The sequence below is a fragment of the Enterobacter sp. RHBSTW-00994 genome, from assembly GCF_013782625.1.
Classification (GTDB): domain Bacteria; phylum Pseudomonadota; class Gammaproteobacteria; order Enterobacterales; family Enterobacteriaceae; genus Enterobacter.
In genome coordinates this window covers 1,948,814-1,965,100 of the sequence record NZ_CP056199.1, presented here as the reverse complement: position 1 = coordinate 1,965,100, position 16,287 = coordinate 1,948,814, and the positions used below count along the sequence as shown (strand labels likewise).

Genomic DNA, 16,287 nt, shown 5'->3' with positions numbered 1-16,287 from the left:
AACCCATGCGCGGCTTTTTAGCGACCGCGCCTGCATAAAGACTTCTTTTACGGTGTATTAAATACGTCTCGCTTGCCAGAAGTTTTTGCGCCAGTAAACATTATCCAGCGATGAACGCATCACACCGCGACTGGTCGAAGCATGAATGAATTGGTTGTCTGTATCATAAATACCGACATGCAGACCACTTTCGCCCGAACCTGTTTTGAAAAAGACCAGATCGCCTGGCAGTAAATCGTTTTTATCAATTTCCGTGCCAATTTCGGCTTGTTTACGCGTTTCACGCGGGAGCTGTAAATCAAACTTATCGCGAAACGTCATTAACACAAAACCCGAGCAATCCACACCGCCACGGCTCATACCGCCATAACGGTAGGGCGTGCCGCGCCAGTGACTCAACTGGTCGTTCAGGCTGGCAATGACCGTGATAGAATCCGATAACCTCGGGTTAGGTGGCGGCGCACGATGGCTACTGCATCCCGCAAGGAATAATGCCGCTGCAAGGATAATCCAGAATCGCATTTTCAGACGAATCCTCTGCTTTTATTGTTCTTTCCGTAATTTAGCGTGCAAATACGCCCCTGCGCAAGAAACGGTTACTCTTGTGCAGTAGAAATCAACATCTTGTGCCCTTCAATATCCAGACGACGAAAAGGCATATTGTACGCGATGGCAAGGTTTGGGGGGGTCAGCACGCTATCACGCGACCCACTGGCAATCATCTCCCCACGGGCCAATAACCACACCCGATGCGCGTGGCGCAGTGTATGGTTCAAATCGTGACTGCTCATCACCACCGCAATGCCTTTTAGGGAAAGTGCGCTTAACATTCGATCCAACGCGGCCTGTTGGGCTACATCCAGACCACTCATGGGTTCGTCCAGCAAAAGCAAACATCCGTATGGATTTCCCGCAGGGTGAATCTGGAGAATAACGGCTGCAAGCCGTACACGCTGCCACTCACCACCGGAAAGCTGGCTGGCATGACGCGCGAGTTTATCTTCCAGCCCCAGCGACCGGGCGACATCCTTCAGTAACTCAGTGTGGTTTTTATCGTGCAGATGCAGCATCAGATAGTGCCAAACCGGCATCGCAAACGGAGGCGTTTGTTGCTGAACAAGATAACTGCGACGATTTGATAGCGCCAGGGAGGGCCACTCAGAAAGAGAATGGCCCTGCAAAGCAATATTGCCCGCACCTCTGGTTAGCCCCGCCATACGCGCCAGCAACGTGCTCTTCCCTGCCCCATTAGGCCCCACGAGATGCAGGATTTCTCCTGCATTTACCGCAGCCGTGATGGGCTTAAGACGTCCCTTTTCTGCGACATCTGTCAGCTGCATCAGCAAGGTCATTAGTGAGCAATGGCCTGTTTAATGGCTTTAATTACCGCAGGATCATCCGGGGTCATATCTGGCGAGAAACGCTGAATGACCTGACCATCACGACCAATCAGGAATTTTTCGAAATTCCACAAGATATCTTCAGGAGAAAGCGGTGCGCGGCCCTTGCTGGCCATTCGCTCATAAAAACCACTCCCTTCCGGCGCAACAGCAATAGGCGCAGCAGTAACCAGTTTTTCATACAACGGATGACGATGTTCTCCGTTCACATCAATTTTGCTGAACATCGGGAATGTCACGCCATAGGTCGTGCTGCAAAACGTTTTAATTTCCTCTTCACTGCCCGGCTCTTGTCCCAGGAACTGGTTGCATGGGAAACCGAGCACGGTAAAGCCCTCTTTCTCCCATTCTTGCTGCAGTGTTTCAAGCTGTTCATACTGTGGTGTCAGGCCACATTTAGAGGCCACATTAACCAGCAGAAGCACCTTACCTTTGTAGCCTTCCAGCGTGGTTTTTTCGCCGTCGATCGTCGTCACTTCGGTATTCAGAATATCGTATTGCATAGCATGCCCTCAGTTTGTCTCACGATTATGTCGTTTTAACGTCCGGATTTTAATAGTAGCCAGATAAAGACTGGCGCGCCCAGCGTAGCAGTCACCACGCCAATCGGTAACTCCGCGGCGGACAGTGCAAGCCTCGCGATGATATCCGCGACCAGTAACGTTGCGGCCCCCGCTACCGCTGATGCCGGGAGTAAGGTACGGTGATCGGTGATTCCGCAAAGGCGTAACATGTGCGGAATAACCAGACCAATAAAACCAATTGCCCCCGCCAGCGCCACACTCACCCCCACCATCCAGCCAATCGCGATAACCAGTATGTTACGCCACAGGCCGATCGACATACCTAGCTGGCGGGCTGTTGTTTCCCCCAATGCCAGGATATTAAGCGGATGAGACTGGCAGCAGGCCCATAACATCACAGGAACAAGCAGTACCATCAGCCAGCTTTGTCGCCAGTCAATTCCGCCAAAACCGCCCATCATCCAATACATAAGCTGGCGTAAATCAAACGAGGTCGAAAAATAGACCGCCCAGGTCATCAACGCACTACAAATAATCCCCAATGCCACCCCCGCCAGAAGCAACCGACTGGTGGAAAGATGGCGTCGGGCAAAACGGAGTAAGATAATGGTTATTACCAGCGCGCCAGCAATAGCGCTCACGCTGATACCAGGCGTTGAAAGTTCTCCACCGCCCAACATGACGGCTGCGATAAAGCCAACGCCCGCCCCATTTGAGACACCCAGCAAACCAGGTTCTGCCAACGGGTTGTCGAACAAGGCCTGCATAATGGTTCCACACAAGGCTAATGCGGCGCCGACAAGGATCACCGCCAGGGTTCTCGGCAGACGGATCTGCCAGACAAAAAGTTGCCCATCAATGCCAAACCAGTTTTCGGGGCCGAGCCATCTGTCACCTGCACACAGGCTAACCCCCGTCGTTATCACGAGCAGAATCATGAGCACCGACAGAGTACGGAGGTCAGATTGGCGTTGGCGATGCACTAAATCAAGCATGGATGCTGTTTACCAGGATGAGAGGTATTTGATTTTACGGTGGGTTTGCGGGAGAGCAAAGAAAAAAGGCCGCGAATGCGGCCTTTTTAGTTAGTTCATATTACTCTGCTTTGGGCGTTGCGTTTTCGACACGGCTTTTTAACTTCTGGCCGGGTCTGAAGGTCACCACGCGGCGAGCTGTAATGGGAATATCTTCCCCCGTCTTCGGGTTACGGCCCGGACGTTGGTTTTTGTCTCGCAAATCAAAATTGCCAAAACCGGAGAGTTTTACCTGCTCACCATTTTCCAGAGCACGACGGATCTCTTCGAAAAACAGCTCTACCAGCTCTTTGGCATCCCGTTTGCTAAGCCCAAGCTTATCAAACAGATATTCTGACATTTCAGCTTTTGTAAGCGCCATAGGTTCAATCCCTCAATGATGCCTGGAATCGCTCTTTTAATGCCTCTACACATTTGGTAACGGTAGCGGCAATCTCCTCTTCTTCGAGTGTACGGCTGGTATCCTGAAGGATAAGGCTAATAGCGAGGCTCTTCGAACCCTCCGCTACGCCCTTACCGCGGTACACGTCAAATAAGTTTACGCCAACTACCTGATTTACGCCAACTTTCTTACATTCGGCCAAAATATCTGCTGCAGGAACATTTTCAGCGACCACAACAGCGATATCACGACGGTTTGCCGGGAAGCGAGAAATGTCCTGTGCCTGAGGTATGACGCGGTCTGCAACCGGATTCCACTCCAGTTCAAATACGATTGTGCGACCGTTCAGATCCAGTTTACGCTCCAGCTCTGGGTGAACAACGCCAATGAAACCAACGCGTTTGCCCTCTAAATAAATAGCAGCGCTCTGACCGGGATGCAAAGCAGGGATGGCTTCTGCACGGAACTCGATTTCAGACAATTTACCGGTCAGATCGAGAACAGCTTCCAGATCGCCTTTCATATCGTAGAAATCAACTGTACCTTTTGCCAGATCCCAGTGCTCTTCAATACGGTTGCCACTTATTGCCCCCGCCAGCATCAGATCCTGACGAACCCCCAGGTTAGCCTGTGTATCCGGCACAAAGCGTAAACCGCTTTCGAAAATACGTACGCGGTTCTGCTGACGATTCTGGTTATACACAATCGTTCCGAGCAGCCCCGTCCACAGAGAGAGACGCATGGCGGACATCTCACTGGAGATTGGGCTTGGCAGAATCAATGCTTCCTGACCTGGGTGTACCAGTTGCTGTACTTTAGGGTCAACGAAGCTATAAGTGATCACTTCCTGATAACCCTTGTCATTCAGCATGGTTTTCACACGCTTCAGGGACAGATCCGCTTCACGGTGCGTACCCATGATCAGACCCGCTTGTACCGGTTCATCGGGAATATTGTTATAGCCGTATACACGGGCCACTTCCTCAACCAGATCTTCTTCGATTTCCATATCGAAACGCCAGCTTGGCGCAACCGCTTTCCATTCGTCCTGGCCTTCAGTTACATCACAACCCAGGCGACGCAGAATGTCGCTTACCTGTGCGTCAGTAACATGGTGACCAATCAGACGGTCCAGTTTACTGCGGCGCAAGGTGATAGTGGCACGCTTAGGCAGCGTCGCTTCGTTCGTGACATCAATAACAGGGCCAGCTTCACCGCCACAGATATCGATCAGCAGACGTGTCGCACGTTCCATTGCTTTGTATTGCAGCGCTGGATCCACGCCACGCTCATAGCGGTGAGAGGCATCAGTATGTAAGCCGTGACGACGTGCGCGGCCGGTGATGGACAGCGGGCTGAAGAATGCACATTCCAGCAACACATTTTGCGTTTCGTCATTTACACCCGAGAGCTCGCCGCCAAAGATACCGCCCATTGCCAGTGCTTTAGCGTGATCGGCAATCACCAGCGTGTCGGCGTTCAGCTTCGCTTCGCTACCGTCCAGCAGAACCAGAGTTTCGCCCTCTTTCGCCATACGCACGACAATACCGCCTTCGATACGATCTTTATCGAACGCGTGCATCGGCTGACCGAGTTCCAGCAAGACGTAGTTAGTCACATCAACAACGGCATCAATAGAACGGATACCACAGCGGCGTAACTTCTCTCTCATCCACATCGGCGTTGGTGCTTTAACATTGATGCCTTTCACCACTCGACCGAGGTAACGTGGGCATGCATCTGACGCTTCAACCTGGATAGGCAGCGTGTCGCTGATGGTTACCGCAACCGGTGTGATTTCCGGCACGTTCAGTTCAGTCTGGTTCAATACCGCAACGTCACGCGCTACGCCGATGATACCTAAGCAGTCTGCACGGTTTGGCGTCACACTGATTTCAATGGTGTTGTCATCGAGTTTCAGATACTCGCGAATATCTGTTCCAACTGGCGCATCCTGTGGCAATTCAATAATGCCGTTATGATCGTCGGAAATACCCAGTTCAGAGAAAGAACACAGCATGCCTTCAGAAGGCTCACCACGCAGTTTCGCCGCTTTAATTTTAAAATCACCTGGCAGAACAGCACCCACCGTTGCCACAGCCACTTTCAGGCCCTGGCGGCAATTTGGCGCGCCGCAGACGATATCCAGCAGGCGGTCGCCACCTACATTAACTTTTGTTACACGCAGTTTATCCGCGTTTGGATGCTGGCCGCACTCAACAACTTCACCGACAACCACACCATTAAATGCACCTGAAACTGGCTCAACACCGTCAACCTCCAGACCGGCCATGGTGATCTGGTTTGAAAGCGCATCGCTATCAAGAGAGGTGTTCACCCATTCGCGTAACCACAGTTCACTGAATTTCATTGTTCTGTCCTGCCCTTATTTAAACTGTTTGAGGAAACGCAGATCGTTTTCGAAGAATGCGCGCAAATCGGTTACGCCGTAGCGCAGCATGGTCAGACGCTCCATGCCCATACCGAATGCGAAACCGGAATACACCTCCGGGTCAATACCCACGTTGCGCAGTACATTAGGATGCACCATGCCGCAACCCAGCACTTCCAGCCATTTGCCGTTTTTACCCATCACATCAACTTCCGCAGACGGTTCGGTGAACGGGAAATAGGATGGACGGAAACGGATCTGCAGATCTTCTTCAAAGAAGTTACGCAGGAAGTCGTGCAGCGTCCCTTTCAGGTTAGTAAAGCTGATATTTTTATCGACAATCAGGCCTTCCATCTGGTGGAACATTGGGGTGTGAGTCTGATCGTAGTCGTTACGATAGACACGACCCGGCGCGATAATACGGATTGGCGGCGCCTGATCCTTCATCGTGCGGATCTGTACGCCCGAAGTTTGAGTACGCAGCAGACGGGTGGCATCAAACCAGAAAGTGTCGTGGTCAGCACGTGCCGGATGATGGCCAGGAATGTTCAACGCATCGAAGTTATGGTAGTCATCTTCGATTTCCGGACCAGTCGCCACGGTAAAGCCGAGCTCACCGAAGAAACTTTCAATACGATCGATTGTTCGGGTTACCGGGTGCAGACCACCGTTCTCAATACGACGGCCAGGCAGGGAAACGTCAATGGTCTCTTCAGCCAGACGAGCATTCAGTGCGGCATTTTCCAGATCGGCTTTACGCGCGTTCAGCGCTTGCTGCACCTGCTCTTTCGCTTCGTTAATGACCGCACCCGCAGCTGGACGCTCTTCTGGCGGCAGCTCACGCAGGGTGGTCATTTGAAGGGTTAAATGTCCTTTCTTGCCCAGATATTCGACGCGGACGTTATCTAACGCGGCAACATCTGACGCTTGGTTAATGGCAGCCGTTGCACTGGCAACCAGCTCTGCGAGATGTGACATGGTTTTCCTCATTATGTGGCGATATTCATCAGCTGCAGATACAAAAAAAGCCTCCATTCGGAGGCTTTCTGGCGCTGTTTTTCGTTTCATCTTTCACGCGCTAGCCTCCTGAATTCAGGTGCTAAAGTAAAAGAAGAAGCGGAAAATAGCAGCATTCATGCTTGCGTTACCTTGTGTGGTAAGGATCTTGAGCTCTTATTGAAAAGGCTCAACGGATAAAAGTCAATCTTCTGATGGTGTTAAATGAAAAGAGGGAGCAAAAGCTCCCTCTTTCAACTGGCTTATGCCAGTGCTGCTTTCGCTTTTTCGACCAGCGCGGTAAACGCTAATTTGTCGAATACTGCGATGTCAGCAAGGATCTTACGGTCGATTTCAACAGAGGCTTTTTTCAGGCCGTTGATGAATTTGCTGTAAGAAATACCGTTCTGACGTGCTGCTGCGTTGATACGCGCAATCCACAGTTGACGGAACTGACGCTTACGTTGACGACGGTCACGGTAAGCATACTGACCAGCTTTGATAACAGCCTGGAAGGCAACGCGGTATACGCGAGAACGCGCACCGTAGTAGCCTTTAGCTTGTTTCAAAATTTTCTTGTGACGTGCACGGGCAACTACACCACGTTTTACGCGAGCCATATGTGCTCTCCTGTATCTATTCTAATTAAAAAAGGTTTAAAAAACGTTAACGACTTATGCGTACGGCAGGCACGCGATTACCAGGCCCAGATCGCCTTTGGAAACCATGGCTTTAGGACGCAGGTGACGTTTACGCTTGGTAGCTTTCTTAGTCAGAATGTGACGCAGGTTTGCGTGCTTGTGCTTAAAACCACCTTTACCGGTTTTTTTGAAGCGCTTAGCAGCACCGCGTACGGTCTTAATTTTTGGCATCTTAATAACTTCCACTTCGCATTGTTAATAAACGAAACATAGGCGAGCAATGCCTGTAAAACCTATAGGCTCCACAGGAATTGCTACTTGAAGGCCTTACTGTTTCTTCTTAGGAGCGAGCACCATGATCATCTGACGGCCTTCGATCTTCGTTGGGAAGGATTCGACTACTGCCAGTTCACTCAGATCGTCACGGACGCGGTTAAGCACTTCCATACCGATCTGCTGGTGAGCCATCTCACGACCGCGGAAACGCAGTGTGATCTTAGCTTTATCACCCTCTTCCAGAAAGCGTACCAGGCTGCGGAGTTTTACCTGGTAATCGCCATCGTCGGTACCAGGTCGGAATTTAATTTCCTTAACCTGGATAACTTTTTGCTTTTTCTTCTGTTCCTTAGAAGACTTGCTCTTTTCATAGAGGAATTTGCCGTAATCCATAATACGACAAACTGGCGGCTCGGCGTTAGGGCTGATTTCGACTAAGTCTACTCCGGATTCTTCTGCTTTTTCCAGAGCTTCTCTCAGACTCACAATACCAAGCTGCTCGCCTTCCAGACCTGTTAAGCGAACTTCTTGCGCGCGAATTTCGCCATTAATACGATTCGGGCGCGCCGTTTGAACTCGTTTTCCGCCTTTAATACCTTATTCCTCCAGTTGTTGAAGACTGCGGCTGCGAATCTCTTGTCGCAGCTTCTCAATCACGTCACTTACGTCCAGACTGCCCAGGTCTTTACCACGGCGGGTGCGAACGGCAACTTTGCCTGCTTCCACCTCTTTATCACCACAGACCAACATATACGGGACACGACGTAAAGTGTGCTCGCGGATTTTAAAGCCAATCTTCTCATTTCTCAAGTCCGCTTTTACGCGAATGCCCGCATTTTGTAGTTTCTGCGTCAATTCTTTAACGTAATCAGCCTGAGAATCAGTAATGTTCATCACGACAACCTGAACTGGCGCAAGCCAGGTCGGGAAGAAACCAGCAAACTCTTCGGTCAGAATGCCGATAAAGCGTTCAATAGAACCAAGAATCGCACGGTGAATCATAACCGGGACCTGACGCTCGTTATCTTCGCCCACATAAGAGGCGCTTAAACGCTGCGGCAGAGAGAAGTCCAGCTGTACAGTACCGCACTGCCATGCACGATCGAGACAGTCATACAGGGTAAATTCAATTTTCGGACCGTAGAATGCACCTTCACCCAGTTGATATTCAAACGGGATGTTATTTTCTTCCAGTGCAACAGCCAGATCCGCCTCAGCACGATCCCATGTCTCATCGCTACCGATACGTTTTTCCGGACGCGTTGAGAGTTTGACGACGATTTTCTCGAAGCCAAAGGTGCTGTACATATCGTAGACCATACGGATACAGGCGTTAACTTCATCGCGCACCTGATTTTCGGTACAGAAAATATGTGCATCATCCTGAGTAAAGCCACGAACACGCATCAGCCCGTGCAGCGCGCCTGATGGCTCGTTACGGTGGCAGCTACCGAATTCGGCCATACGCAACGGCAGGTCACGGTAGGATTTCAGACCCTGGTTAAAGATCTGAACATGCCCAGGGCAGTTCATTGGCTTAATGCAGTATTCACGGTTCTCTGAAGAGGTAGTGAACATTGCATCTTTATAGTTGTCCCAGTGCCCGGTTTTTTCCCACAGCACACGGTCCATCATGAACGGGCCTTTCACTTCCTGATACTGATACTCTTTAAGCTTGGAGCGAACAAAAGTCTCCAGTTCACGGAAGATAGTCCAGCCGTCGTTATGCCAGAACACCATACCCGGCGCTTCTTCCTGCATGTGATACAGGTCAAGTTGCTTACCGATTTTACGGTGGTCACGCTTAGCTGCTTCTTCCAGACGCTGCAGATACGCATTCAGGGCTTTTTTATCTGCCCATGCAGTACCATAGATACGCTGCAACATTTTATTGTTGCTGTCGCCACGCCAGTATGCACCCGCGATTTTCATCAATTTAAAGTGATGACAGAAACGCATATTCGGCACATGCGGTCCACGGCACATGTCGATATATTCTTCGTGATGATACAAGCCTGGCTTGTCATCATGCGCGATGTTCTCATCAAGAATAGAAACTTTGTAGTTCTCGCCGCGTTTTACGAAGGTTTCACGCGCTTCGTGCCAGCTGACTTTCTTCTTGATGACGTCGTAGTTGGTTTCAGCGAGCTCGTGCATTCGTTTTTCGAGCGCGTCGATATCTTCCTGGGTCAGGGTATGGTCAAGGTCAACGTCATAGTAAAAACCGTTGTCAATTACCGGACCAATTGCCATTTTAGTATTCGGCCAAAGCTGTTTGATCGCATGACCTAATAAATGCGCACAGGAGTGACGAATGATCTCCAGACCGTCTTCGTCCTTCGCGGTGATGATGGATAACTGCGCATCGTTTTCAATCAGATCGGACGCATCAACCAGTTCACCATTAACACGGCCAGCGATGGTCGCTTTTGCGAGTCCAGGACCGATGTCCAGGGCAACATCCATTGGGCTAACGGCGTGGTCGTAATGGCGTTGGCTGCCATCTGGAAGAGTAATTACAGGCATTTTATATCCTTATTTGCAGTGATGCCCCACACATAAGAGCATATACAAAGAAAATAATCGTGTTTTAACAGTAGATTGCGACGCCATCTGACCAACAATCGTCAAATTGGCTCGTCATCATGCACTCGCCCGAAATTCAGATAAAGGATGATTCACGGCAAGCTTTGCAATGTTAACACTAACAAAAGGGAGAATGCACCCTCTGAGGTCAGATAGATGCGTCTGATACTTTTGCATGAGTTTACAAACGGTCAGTTCCCGGTGCTCGCATTTCACATGCGCTGAACTATTCTTGAACAGGTTCGCTAATCCAAAGGGGAAAACGATGAACGTATCCAGCAGAACTGTGGTGATATTGAACATTCTTTCAGCAGCCGGTGTCGTGTTGATTCTCGCCGATAAATTTCACTGGTTTTAAGTCTGCCTGCACTCATGGCGTATAAGCTTATCCCAGGATGCCAGCATTTCTCCCCTCGGTTTGATACACTAACAGTATCAACTGACAAGGACTGAGTTATGCCAACAAAACGTTTTGCCGTAAAACACTGGAAGATGGTGCTGGTGTTAATTGCCATTTGTGGCGCAATGCTGTTATTACGCTGGGCCGCAATGATTTGGGGATAGTGAATTAAATGAATAAGTAAAAACAAGAAACTACGTTTCAGACAATAAATTACAGCGGCTCATTTTTTGTCAATACGAAATACAGATTAATAGTAAAACTTAAATAACCTTACACTATTCACTGCGAAAAACCGGTACAACAAAATCCGGTTTTTTGACGGTTGATTTATTGCTTGAAATTCAATAACAACACGACAGTGTATTTATCAGGACCACTCACCGGCAACGAGTTTGTGCACATCGAAGGCATCATTCATTGACTGACCCGTTGATTGAGAGCCTGGGGCGATGTTAGAGCCAGCTTCTACATCAGAGGCTTGAGTAATACCAATTTGGCTAGTGGTGGTACTGGCAGGTTGGTTGACTGTATCAGCAGCAAATACACCAAATGAAAGTGCAGAAAGCACCATTGCTGCAGCAGCGGATTTGATTTTTTTCATAATCGTTGTTCTCTTTCTAAATTAATGCAGAACGTCTTAAGGCGAAATGTTGCCTGTGATATGAGTGTAGATCTTGATCACACTTTTTCCTAGTCAATTTATTTATCAATTCGTGTCAAATAAACTGATTGTATATCCCAGGCTCTAATTATGAAGAAAATATGGAGATATTGTCAGGTCAATTATTTTAAAACACTGTTCAATGTAAAATAGCACAACCTGTTAAAATAAATAGATGGGCCGATAATATATCGGCCCATCTAAATTACATCTTGTAGCCCAGTGAAATCGTGGTCCTGCGGTCGGTATGATCCGGCGCAGAGGCTGGAGGTGAAGAGTTCCAGGTCACGTTATAAGCCACTTTTAAGCCGAAGTGTTCGTTGATGGCAACGTTCAATGCAGTCTCAGAGTTCAGCGTCGTATCATCAGCACCGAAAACAGAAACACCCTGAGTAAATTTCGCGTTATCAGTGAACTGCCAGGCATACGTACCAGACGCATAACCTAACGGTTGTGTCTTCGTCTCATCGTTGGTGTATTCATCGTAACGAACACCCGGACCGAATTCGAAACGGAAGCTGTGAACAGGCCCGTTCAGGAACTGACGACCGTAACCTGCGGTGAATACATCACGCTGGCGATAACCGTTATAGCGGTCAGTTAACCAGCTTGCCTGACCGAACAGGTAGTCAGCGTCAGTCACATTATAACGGCTACGTCCACCCGCAGCATATTTCTCCGAGGAGCGCTCGTCGTTCGCGGACGTATTGCTGGCGTTGCCCCACAGCGACCAGGCCGTATTACTGCCATACCAGGTCAGGGTTGTGTCAGCGGTAAGGGAAGAGCTTTTCGTGTTACCCGACTGCGCCAGATACCCTGCATTCAGGTTACCTTCAAAGGGTTTTTTCGCAGTCGTGGGATCGTCCATGACAGTAAAAACGGTATCATCGGCGGCTGCATTCATTGATGCAAACACACCACCTGCCAGCATCAGTGCAGCAGGTACTGTCTTCAAAAGCTTCATTTATTAAGGAGTCCGTACAACAAAAAAAGAGACCACCACGGTCCCGGAAACTTTCTTGAGGATCAATGACAAGGCGTCCAGAGAAAGGTAACAAATTATAAAAAGGCGCTAATAACATAGCAATGATTTATTCTTTCATTTTTTGAATAAGAACGCTCTCAAAGCAGCATTTAATTTATAATAACCTTCCATCACATTTGTCGGCATTCATTTTTAAAATCATACTGTTATTTACTTTCCCTTCGGCTTAATTGATGCCAGGCTTACTGATATCCATATAAAAAGGAGGTCATGATGGTTCCGATCTATACGCTGACACTTTCCCCTTCTCTCGACTCCGCAACCCTGACACCTCAGATTTACCCGGAAGGTAAACTGCGCTGCAGCGCCCCTGTTTTTGAACCTGGCGGTGGCGGTATTAATGTCGCGCGGGCAATTACGCATCTTGGCGGTAAAGCCACCGCCATTTTTCCTGTTGGTGGAGCAACCGGGGAACATCTGGTCGCGCTTCTTACAGACGAAAACGTGGCCGTTGAGACTGTCAATGCTGAAGACTGGACGCGGCAAAACTTACACGTCCATGTTGAGTCCAGTGGAGAACAGTACCGTTTTGTGATGCCTGGTGCACACCTGAGCGATGATGAGTTTTGTCAATTAGAGGAAAAAGTGCTTGCCATTGAGAGTGGTGCTCTGCTGGTCATTAGCGGCAGTCTTCCACCCGGTGTTGACACAGAAAAACTGACTCTGCTCATTCGTGCAGTGCAGAAAAAAGGGACCCGTTGCATTGTCGACAGTTCCGGTGAGGCGCTTCATGCGGCTCTGATACCGGGCAATCTTGAACTTGTCAAACCAAACCAGAAAGAGTTAAGCGCGTTGGTTAATCGTGAGCTGACCCAACCCGACGATGTACGTTCCGCTGCACAGGAGCTGGTATGCAGTGGAAAAGCGCGTCGCGTGGTCGTCTCTCTGGGCCCACAAGGGGCGCTTGCGGTCGATGAAACAGGCTTTGTACAGGTTGTGCCACCACCGATGAAAAGTCAGAGCACCGTTGGTGCTGGCGATAGCATGGTGGGGGCGATGACGTTAAAACTCGCACAAGGCGCTTCTTTGCTGGAGATGACTCGCTACGGTGTTGCCGCCGGTAGCGCTGCGACCATTAATCACGGAACACGCTTGTGTTCACTTGCCGACACACAGAAAATCGTCGAGTACTTATCCCGATCCTGACAGCGACTCCCCTTGCCAGCACAAGGGGAGTACGATCAAAAGTCGCCAAACCGGTACTATCGACTAAGCTAAGAAAACTTCCATGATAACAATGAGGTGAAATATGAGCAGTGGTGACATCATTCGCTACGTCATAGTCGTTAAATTTCATGAAGCATCACTGACCGAGCTCAACGAAATCAATAACACCCTGACCCGCGCAAACTTCTTGCTCACGCTGACAGATGATGAGGGCACTATTCACGAACTTGGCACACTAACATTTGCTTTGATAAGTTCCCTCAGTAAAGATGAAGTGAAAGCACTGGCAAGCGGCCTCGTAGAAAGCGCTATCCACAGAACAGCAGAAATTGACGTGGACACCTGGGAAAATTGGCAAAAACAAGGACAATAAGTGCCCTGCATGAATCTAAACGGCTCAGGTGTGCGTCAGTTCTTGTTTTTTAACCACGGTTTTGCGCTAACGTTATGATCTGGCAGACAACATGGGAGAGACATCATGTGGCAGGCTATCAGTCATCTTTTAAGTGAACAACTGGGTGAAGGTGAAATTGAACTGCGTAACGAACTGCCAGGCGGGGAGATCCACGCCGCATGGCATTTACGCTACGCTGGACGTGATTTCTTTGTTAAGTGTGATGAACGGGAATTACTCCCTATTTTTACCGCCGAAGCCGATCAACTCGAACTGTTGTCACGCAGCAAAACCGTCGCCGTTCCTCAGGTCTGGGCGGTAGGCAGCGATCGCGACTACAGTTTCCTGGTCATGGATTATCTTCCTGCCCGTCCGTTAGACGCCCATAACGCCTTCATTCTGGGACAGCAAATTGCCCGCCTGCATCAGTGGAGCGATCAGCCGCAATTTGGTCTCGACTTTGATAACGATCTGTCCACCACCCCGCAACCTAACGCCTGGCAACGTCGCTGGTCCACCTTTTTTGCCGAGCAACGAATTGGCTGGCAACTGGAACTGGCTGCTGAAAGGGGGCTGGAATTTGGCAATATCGACACCATTGTTGATCATGTGCAACAGCGCCTGGCATCGCATCAGCCTCAGCCTTCACTCTTGCACGGAGACTTATGGTCAGAAAACTGTGCGCTTGGGCCAAACGGCCCGTATATCTTTGATCCTGCCTGTTACTGGGGCGACAGAGAGTGCGATCTTGCCATGTTGCCCCTGCATCCAGAACAGCCCCCACAGATTTACGACGGTTATCAGTCAATTTCCCCGCTGCCAACGGATTTTCTGGAGCGCCAACCCGTTTATCAGCTCTACACATTGATTAACCGCGCAATATTGTTTGGCGGTGAGCATCTTGTTACGGCGCAGCGTGCGCTGGAACGCGTATTGGCGGCATAGGATAGAAATGGGTGGCCTAACGCCACCCATTTTTTCTTATAAAAAACCGAGCAGTGAGAAGAAGAAATACCCTGCAATAATGATAATAACGGGCAACACATAGAGCGGGAAAATCTGCACAAAGATCGTGTGGCGTGGAACAACAATCCGTGATTCGATCTGTGTGCGGCTCAACCCTTCTGCTCCTTTTGCCTGCTCCAGGATCAGTTGATCTTCAGCACCTTCGCGCAAAAATCGCGTCTGGCGACTCATTCTTGCGCCTGACGCCTGCAACGCCATCGCAATAAAAATCAACGCGTAGATAATCCAAAATACGATGTTAAGTTTCTGATGAAAATCAGGTGTGGGTGAGTTGTACCAGAAAAGGTTTAAAAAAGGCGTATTAAAACGCATCATCTCAATCATGACGTGGGCAAAATCGAGCATTACTGCATTAATGCCAGGCTGTTTCTCGCTGTGGTCATACATAAACTTGCACACAGAAATCAGCGTAGAAATGACCGCCGGGATAAAAATAACCCAACCGGCAATACGTTTTAATACAGCGATGCGTCCAGCTTGTTGATACGTCATCTATTCCCCTTTCAAAAGACGCGTTATTTGTGCCTAAGTCTACCCGCTGCTCATCATTTTCGCCCGATCTTTAAGGTCGATATGGTAAATTGCAATCAGTGCTGAGTACGCATCGTCTGCCGTACGCCTTAGATAAGGAGAAGTTGTAATGTCGACACCGCGCCAAATTCTTGCCGCTATTTTTGACATGGATGGATTGCTGATCGATTCCGAACCACTTTGGGATCGCGCTGAACTGGAGGTAATCGCTAGCCTGGGCGTAGATATTCGTCGCCGTAATGAGCTTCCCGATACTCTGGGGCTGCGCATCGATATGGTGGTTGACCTTTGGTATGCCCATCAGCCGTGGGAAGGCCCTGGCCGCGAAGACGTTACAACGCTCATCATCAACCGCGCGATTGCGCTGGTCGAAGAGAATCGCCCTCTTCTGCCAGGTGTCCGTGAAGCTATCGCGCTGTGTAAATCACAAGGCCTGAAAATTGGTCTGGCTTCGGCATCGCCCCTGCATATGCTGGAAAAAGTGCTGACCATGTTTGAGCTTCGGGACAGCTTCGACGCCCTTGCCTCTGCGGAAAAGCTCCCCTACAGCAAGCCACACCCACAAGTCTATATGGACTGTGCTGCGAAACTGGGGATCGACCCTCTCGCCTGCGTGGCGCTGGAAGATTCCGTTAACGGAATGGTGGCATCAAAAGCCGCTCGCATGCGTTCAATTGTCGTACCTGCCGAAGAAGGCCAACACGACCCACGCTTTGCGCTGGCGGATGTCAAGCTGACATCACTTGCAGACTTGACAGCCCAAAACCTGCACGGCAAGTAGTGTTTTCGTCAGGCAGCGTTATGCTGCCTGAAACCTTCCCAAAAAAAT

The 16,287-nt window shown here is 49.6% G+C and carries 21 protein-coding genes and 1 other annotated feature; of the genes, 6 read left to right on the top strand and 15 right to left on the bottom strand.

The genetic code is table 11. The annotated features are described in order from the left end of the window. Window positions 1–57 precede the first annotated feature (57 nt). The 12 genes from HV346_RS09435 to thrS all read right to left on the bottom strand — a co-directional run bounded on the left by HV346_RS09435 (window position 58) and on the right by thrS (window position 10,171). Complete coding sequence (locus HV346_RS09435; RefSeq protein ID WP_181623230.1) at window positions 58–522, bottom strand: NlpC/P60 family protein; 465 nt, start codon at window positions 520–522, stop codon at window positions 58–60. A 74-nt stretch (window positions 523–596) separates the two neighbouring features. Beyond that, window positions 597–1,352, bottom strand: a complete 756-nt coding sequence (btuD, locus tag HV346_RS09430; protein WP_181623229.1) for a vitamin B12 ABC transporter ATP-binding protein BtuD — start codon at window positions 1,350–1,352, stop codon at window positions 597–599. Beyond that, entirely contained in the window at window positions 1,352–1,903 is a 552-nt protein-coding gene (locus tag HV346_RS09425; protein ID WP_181623228.1) for a glutathione peroxidase, read from the bottom strand. The genes btuD and HV346_RS09425 overlap by 1 nt, the downstream gene beginning before the upstream one ends. A 35-nt stretch (window positions 1,904–1,938) precedes the next feature. Continuing rightward, the gene (gene btuC / locus HV346_RS09420; RefSeq protein WP_181623227.1) at window positions 1,939–2,919 is read right to left on the bottom strand and encodes a vitamin B12 ABC transporter permease BtuC; all 981 of its coding nucleotides are present in this window, start codon (window positions 2,917–2,919) and stop codon (window positions 1,939–1,941) included. Window positions 2,920–3,019: 100 nt separating this feature from the next. Further along, entirely contained in the window at window positions 3,020–3,319 is a 300-nt protein-coding gene (gene ihfA, locus HV346_RS09415) for an integration host factor subunit alpha (protein WP_003857805.1), read from the bottom strand. 4 nt (window positions 3,320–3,323) lie between these two features. Then, window positions 3,324–5,711, bottom strand: a complete 2,388-nt coding sequence (gene pheT / locus HV346_RS09410; protein ID WP_181623226.1) for a phenylalanine--tRNA ligase subunit beta — start codon at window positions 5,709–5,711, stop codon at window positions 3,324–3,326. 15 nt (window positions 5,712–5,726) lie between these two features. Beyond that, window positions 5,727–6,710, bottom strand: coding sequence for a phenylalanine--tRNA ligase subunit alpha (gene pheS, locus HV346_RS09405; protein WP_181623225.1), 984 nt, complete (start codon window positions 6,708–6,710; stop codon window positions 5,727–5,729). 40 nt (window positions 6,711–6,750) lie between these two features. Next, window positions 6,751–6,874, bottom strand: a sequence feature (Phe leader region). Then, a complete protein-coding gene (gene pheM, locus HV346_RS09400; protein ID WP_001386830.1) occupies window positions 6,825–6,869 on the bottom strand; it encodes a pheST operon leader peptide PheM in 45 nt (14 codons plus the stop codon). It overlaps the preceding feature by 45 nt. 117 nt (window positions 6,875–6,991) lie before the next feature. Further along, window positions 6,992–7,348, bottom strand: a complete 357-nt coding sequence (gene rplT / locus HV346_RS09395) for a 50S ribosomal protein L20 (RefSeq protein WP_012017122.1) — start codon at window positions 7,346–7,348, stop codon at window positions 6,992–6,994. A 54-nt stretch (window positions 7,349–7,402) separates the two neighbouring features. Next, on the bottom strand, window positions 7,403–7,600 hold the full coding sequence (rpmI, locus tag HV346_RS09390; RefSeq protein WP_001124225.1) for a 50S ribosomal protein L35: 198 nt from the start codon (window positions 7,598–7,600) through the stop codon (window positions 7,403–7,405). Between the two features lie 96 nt (window positions 7,601–7,696). Next, the gene (gene infC, locus HV346_RS09385) at window positions 7,697–8,239 is read right to left on the bottom strand and encodes a translation initiation factor IF-3 (protein WP_181623738.1); all 543 of its coding nucleotides are present in this window, start codon (window positions 8,237–8,239) and stop codon (window positions 7,697–7,699) included. 3 nt (window positions 8,240–8,242) lie between these two features. Then, on the bottom strand, window positions 8,243–10,171 hold the full coding sequence (thrS, locus tag HV346_RS09380; RefSeq protein ID WP_181623224.1) for a threonine--tRNA ligase: 1,929 nt from the start codon (window positions 10,169–10,171) through the stop codon (window positions 8,243–8,245). A gap of 235 nt (window positions 10,172–10,406) precedes the next feature. On the opposite strand from thrS, the gene yncL reads away from it, so the two are divergent. Both yncL and yniD read left to right on the top strand, forming a co-directional pair. Beyond that, the gene (yncL, locus tag HV346_RS23530) at window positions 10,407–10,589 is read left to right on the top strand and encodes a stress response membrane protein YncL (protein ID WP_346010421.1); all 183 of its coding nucleotides are present in this window, start codon (window positions 10,407–10,409) and stop codon (window positions 10,587–10,589) included. A 98-nt stretch (window positions 10,590–10,687) separates the two neighbouring features. Beyond that, window positions 10,688–10,795 (top strand): small membrane protein YniD, encoded by a 108-nt coding sequence (gene yniD / locus HV346_RS09370; protein WP_008500658.1) that lies wholly within the window; start codon window positions 10,688–10,690, stop codon window positions 10,793–10,795. 206 nt (window positions 10,796–11,001) lie between these two features. Here yniD and HV346_RS09365 read toward each other — a convergent pair whose 3' ends face one another. Together HV346_RS09365 and HV346_RS09360 are read right to left on the bottom strand one after the other, a co-directional pair. Further along, entirely contained in the window at window positions 11,002–11,235 is a 234-nt protein-coding gene (locus tag HV346_RS09365) for a hypothetical protein (RefSeq protein WP_181623222.1), read from the bottom strand. Between the two features lie 265 nt (window positions 11,236–11,500). After that, window positions 11,501–12,259, bottom strand: a complete 759-nt coding sequence (locus HV346_RS09360) for a YdiY family protein (protein WP_181623221.1) — start codon at window positions 12,257–12,259, stop codon at window positions 11,501–11,503. Between the two features lie 294 nt (window positions 12,260–12,553). Between HV346_RS09360 and pfkB the strand changes: the two genes are divergently transcribed. The 3 genes from pfkB to HV346_RS09345 all read left to right on the top strand — a co-directional run bounded on the left by pfkB (window position 12,554) and on the right by HV346_RS09345 (window position 14,846). Beyond that, window positions 12,554–13,486, top strand: a complete 933-nt coding sequence (pfkB, locus tag HV346_RS09355) for a 6-phosphofructokinase II (RefSeq protein WP_181623737.1) — start codon at window positions 12,554–12,556, stop codon at window positions 13,484–13,486. Window positions 13,487–13,589: 103 nt separating this feature from the next. After that, window positions 13,590–13,880: a type V toxin-antitoxin system endoribonuclease antitoxin GhoS gene (gene ghoS, locus HV346_RS09350; protein ID WP_181623220.1), complete on the top strand. Its 291-nt coding sequence runs from the start codon at window positions 13,590–13,592 to the stop codon at window positions 13,878–13,880. A gap of 105 nt (window positions 13,881–13,985) precedes the next feature. Next, window positions 13,986–14,846, top strand: a complete 861-nt coding sequence (locus HV346_RS09345; RefSeq protein WP_181623219.1) for a fructosamine kinase family protein — start codon at window positions 13,986–13,988, stop codon at window positions 14,844–14,846. Between the two features lie 36 nt (window positions 14,847–14,882). Here the strand turns inward: HV346_RS09345 and HV346_RS09340 are convergent, their stop codons facing one another. After that, window positions 14,883–15,419 carry a YniB family protein gene (locus tag HV346_RS09340; protein WP_181623218.1) on the bottom strand — a complete coding sequence of 179 codons (537 nt, stop codon included), beginning with the start codon at window positions 15,417–15,419 and terminating at the stop codon, window positions 14,883–14,885. Window positions 15,420–15,567: 148 nt separating this feature from the next. Between HV346_RS09340 and hxpB the strand changes: the two genes are divergently transcribed. Beyond that, window positions 15,568–16,239: a hexitol phosphatase HxpB gene (gene hxpB / locus HV346_RS09335; RefSeq protein WP_181623217.1), complete on the top strand. Its 672-nt coding sequence runs from the start codon at window positions 15,568–15,570 to the stop codon at window positions 16,237–16,239. The last annotated feature ends 48 nt before the right edge of the window (window positions 16,240–16,287 follow it).